At 71.5% G+C, this 3592-nt stretch carries 4 protein-coding genes; 3 read left to right on the top strand and 1 reads right to left on the bottom strand.

Annotated elements, in window-relative coordinates:
- Nucleotides 1–1190: S1 family peptidase (locus tag GTW40_RS22490; RefSeq protein WP_237525632.1), on the bottom strand; the 1190-nt coding region annotated here is incomplete at its 3' end.
- A gap of 666 nt (nucleotides 1191–1856) precedes the next feature.
- On the opposite strand from GTW40_RS22490, the gene GTW40_RS22485 reads away from it, so the two are divergent.
- From GTW40_RS22485 to GTW40_RS22475, 3 genes are all read left to right on the top strand, one after another.
- Nucleotides 1857–2072 (top strand): type A2 lantipeptide, encoded by a 216-nt coding sequence (locus GTW40_RS22485; RefSeq protein ID WP_161181995.1) that lies wholly within the window; start codon nucleotides 1857–1859, stop codon nucleotides 2070–2072.
- Nucleotides 2073–2204: 132 nt separating this feature from the next.
- Nucleotides 2205–3011: an HlyD family efflux transporter periplasmic adaptor subunit gene (locus GTW40_RS22480; RefSeq protein ID WP_161181994.1), complete on the top strand. Its 807-nt coding sequence runs from the start codon at nucleotides 2205–2207 to the stop codon at nucleotides 3009–3011.
- The coding region (locus GTW40_RS22475) for a cysteine peptidase family C39 domain-containing protein (RefSeq protein WP_343245763.1) at nucleotides 3008–3592 on the top strand (585 nt) is incomplete at its 3' end. The genes GTW40_RS22480 and GTW40_RS22475, both read left to right, overlap by 4 nt.

Here is a 3592-nt window from a genome sequence, read left to right as displayed (position 1 = left end):
TCGCCCGCACCGGCCTCGCCACCCGCGCCCGCCTGGCCGCCGTCGCCGAGGGTGGCGCCGGTGGCCGCGAGGGCGGTGGTGACCGGCTGGAAGAAGGTCTCGCCGCCGCTGGTGCAGTCGCCGCTGCCGCCGGAGGTCAGACCGACCGCGCCGCCGTCCTGGGTGAACAGGGAGCCGCCGGAGTCGCCGGGCTCGGCGCACACGTTGGTCTGGATGAGACCGGTGACGGTGTCCACGCCGTTGGGGTCGGTCTCGCTCTGGAAGTTGACCGTGGCGTCCAGGCCGGTCACCTGGCCGTTGTGCAGCCCGGTGGTGGACCCCATGCGGAACACGGTGGAGCCGACGGTGGCCTCCACGGCCTGGGCGATCGGCACGGTCTGGCCGTTGCCCGCGTTGACCTCGCTGGGGGCCTGGGTCGCCGGGTCGTCGTACTTCACGAGTGAGAAGTCGCCCTCGCCGGGGAAGGTCGCCTGGTCCACCGTGGCGATGGGCTGACCGGTCTGCGAGTCGGACCACTCCTTGGCGGCGACGCCGCAGTGACCGGCCGTCAGGAAGGCGGGGCTGCCGTCGGAGGCGGTGACGTTGAAGCCGAGGGAGCAGCGCACGTTGCCGCCCTCGACCTGGGAGAAGATGGCGTCGCCGCCCGAGACGAAGGTCTTGAAGGTGCCGGAGGACTTTCTGAGGGTGGCCATGTTCGAGCCGAGCCCGGCCACGGTGGACTCCAGCCGGTCCCACTTGGCGCCGGTGACCGTGCTGTCGGCGCTGACGATCACCCTGTTGGTGCGCGGGTCCACCGCCCAGGCGGTGCCCGGGATGGTCGCCTTGGTCTTCAACGTCTGTGCGGCGGCCTTGAGTTCGGTGGTGCTGTTGTCGACCTCGCGGACGGTGGCACCGGCCTGCTGGGCCTGCGCCATGGCGTTCTGGTCGCCCCGGGCCACGTTGACGACGAGCTGCTGCTTGCCGTTCTCGTAGTAGGAACCGGCGAACGCGGTGCCGAGCTGCTTCTGGATCTGGGCGCTGAGCGTGGAGGCGTCGGTGGCCTTCAGCGTCTTGGCGGTGCCTGCGGCGGCGGTCGCGTCCTTGTCCTGGGACGCCATGGCGTTGGGCAGCAGGAGGGCCGCGGCTCCGAGCGCCGCGACGCCGCCCACCGCTATCGCGGCCTTGCGCTTGGGCATTCGCTTGTGACTCAACCTTCTCGACCTCCAGTGGGGGACGGGGGTCTGCCGCTGGGGCAGTTGGATCGGGGGCGCCCGGACGGCCACAAGTACGGGCGCGGTGCGCGGAGCGTTCAACTCCGTTCGCCAACTTCCTTCCGGGCAAAGCGAATCAGCCACCGCGCCAGGGGTGTCCGCCTCGCCCCGGGGGCCGTACCGCAAGGGCGGCGGGTCCGAATCGTCACGCTGGGGCTCCGTCAGGTGACGGTCCGTCCAGGACGTGTACCGGAATCGTTGCTTCAGGGAATCTGCACACCGACTGCCCAAGCGGGTCACCGGAGAGGCCGGATCTGCACATCCGCGCGCTCCCGCAACGCGCCTTTGGAGAGGAGTGCCGGATTCGCCGCCGGAGGAACGTACGAGTCGGCGCGCGCCGGGCGCCCGGCATGTGAAGGAGTGGCCACGACCCGGTGCGCACGCCTGCACCATCGCCCCCCATTACCGACAGAAACGCCTGGTGAGGGGCTTGTTCAGGTGGAAGCGGGCGCTGCGTGCGTGCTTTGATCCATCGCACCGCGGGGACCGCTCAGGGGCTGCCGGAGACGGCGACCCCCGGGTGCTCGCGGACGCGGCGGTCCATCTGTCCCCCAGAGGGGGCCGCTCTCCCCCTTGTGAGATATCCATATGAAGGGAAGTTCCACCATGAACTCCACCCCCCAGGTTGAGACCGTCGAGATCTCGGACGCCGAGCTGGACAACGTCTCCGGCGGCCTGTCCGTGAACGCCCTCAACACCGTGACCGGCGCCGTCAACGGCATCGTCCCGGTCTCCGGCGTGGTGGACACCGCCATCGGCACCGTCGAGGGCGTCACCGGCCTGAACACCCAGCCGGTCACCAACCTGGTCGCCGGTCTCTGATCGCACCTGGTTTCACCGAAGTCCCGGAGCCGTCCGCCGGCTCCGGGACTCTCGGGCGTTCCGCGGCGGTTTCCGCCCAGGTCTCCGCCGCGGCTTCCGTGATGTCGTCTCTCCTCGGGTGAGGGAAGTTCCGTGCAGTTCCGCCAACAGGCCCTCGCCAAGCTCCAGTCGCCGGAGGAACTCGACCTCCCGGTGCGGCTCGCGCGCCCGCAGGGCTGGCTCGCGCTGGGTGTCACCGTCGTCGTGATGGCGGCCGCCTCCGTGTGGGCGGTGACCGGTTCGGTCACCTCCACGGTGAGCGCCCCCGCCATCCTCACGCACGCGCAGGGCAGTTACCTGCTCCAGAGCCCCGTCGCCGGGCAGGTGACGGCCGTGCTCGCGCAGCAGGGCGACCGCCTCGACGCGAACGCGCCCGTCCTCAAGGTCCGTACCGCGCAAGGCGATTCACTCATCCGCACGGTCGCGGCCGGACGGATCACCGCGCTCGCCGCGACGATCGGGCAGATCATCCAGACCGGCGCCAATGTGGCCGCCGTCGAGAAGGTCGCGCACGCGGACGACCCGCTGTACGCGACGGTGTACGTGCCCGCCGAGAACGCCGCCTCGATCCCGGCGCACGCGGAGGTCGACCTGACCGTCTCCTCCGTGCCCGCCGAGCGCTACGGCGTGCTGCGCGGCCGGGTGAAGTCGGTGGACCGCACCGCCCAGTCGGCGCAGTCGATCGCCGCGTTCCTCGGCGACAGCCAGCTCGGCGAGCAGTTCACCCGTGAGGAGCGCCCGGTCGCCGTGACCGTGAAGCTGGAGAAGTCGGCCTCGGCGAAGAGCGGTTACCGCTGGTCCTCCGCCGACGGGCCGCCGTTCCGGCTCGACTCCATGACCCTGGCCACCGGTTCGGTCCGGCTGGCCGACCAGCGCCCCCTCGATTGGCTGCTCCCGTGACCGTCCAGACGGGGCAGGACCCCGACACCCGTAGCCGCAGACGCGCCGCCCCGCCCCGGCGCCCGGTCCCCAAGGGCCGTGGCGGCACGGTCCGTACCCCCACCGTCCTCCAGATGGAGGCCGTCGAGTGCGGCGCCGCCTCCCTCGCGATGGTGCTCGGCCACTACGGCCGCCATGTCCCGCTGGAGGAGCTGCGCATCGCGTGCGGTGTCTCCCGCGACGGCTCGCGCGCGAGCAACCTCCTGAAGGCGGCCCGTAGTTACGGGCTGACCGCCAAGGGCATGCAGATGGACCTGGCCGCCCTCGCCGAGGTGCGCGCACCGGCCGTGCTGTTCTGGGAGTTCAACCACTACGTCGTCTACGACGGCATGGGCCGCCGCTTCGGCCGGCGCGGGGTGTACATCAACGACCCCGCCAAGGGCCGCCGGTTCGTGCCCATGGACGAGTTCGACGGCAGCTTCACCGGTGTGGTGCTCGTCCTGGAACCCGGTGCGGACTTCGCCAAGGGCGGCCGCAAGCCGGGCGTGCTCGGCGCGATGCCCGCCCGGCTGCGCGGCACCGCGGGCACCCTGCCCGCCGCC

It is taken from the genome of Streptomyces sp. SID4985 (assembly GCF_009863025.1).
Taxonomy (GTDB): Bacteria; Actinomycetota; Actinomycetes; order Streptomycetales; family Streptomycetaceae; genus Streptomyces.
This window is presented reverse-complemented; position numbering and strand designations above follow the sequence as displayed.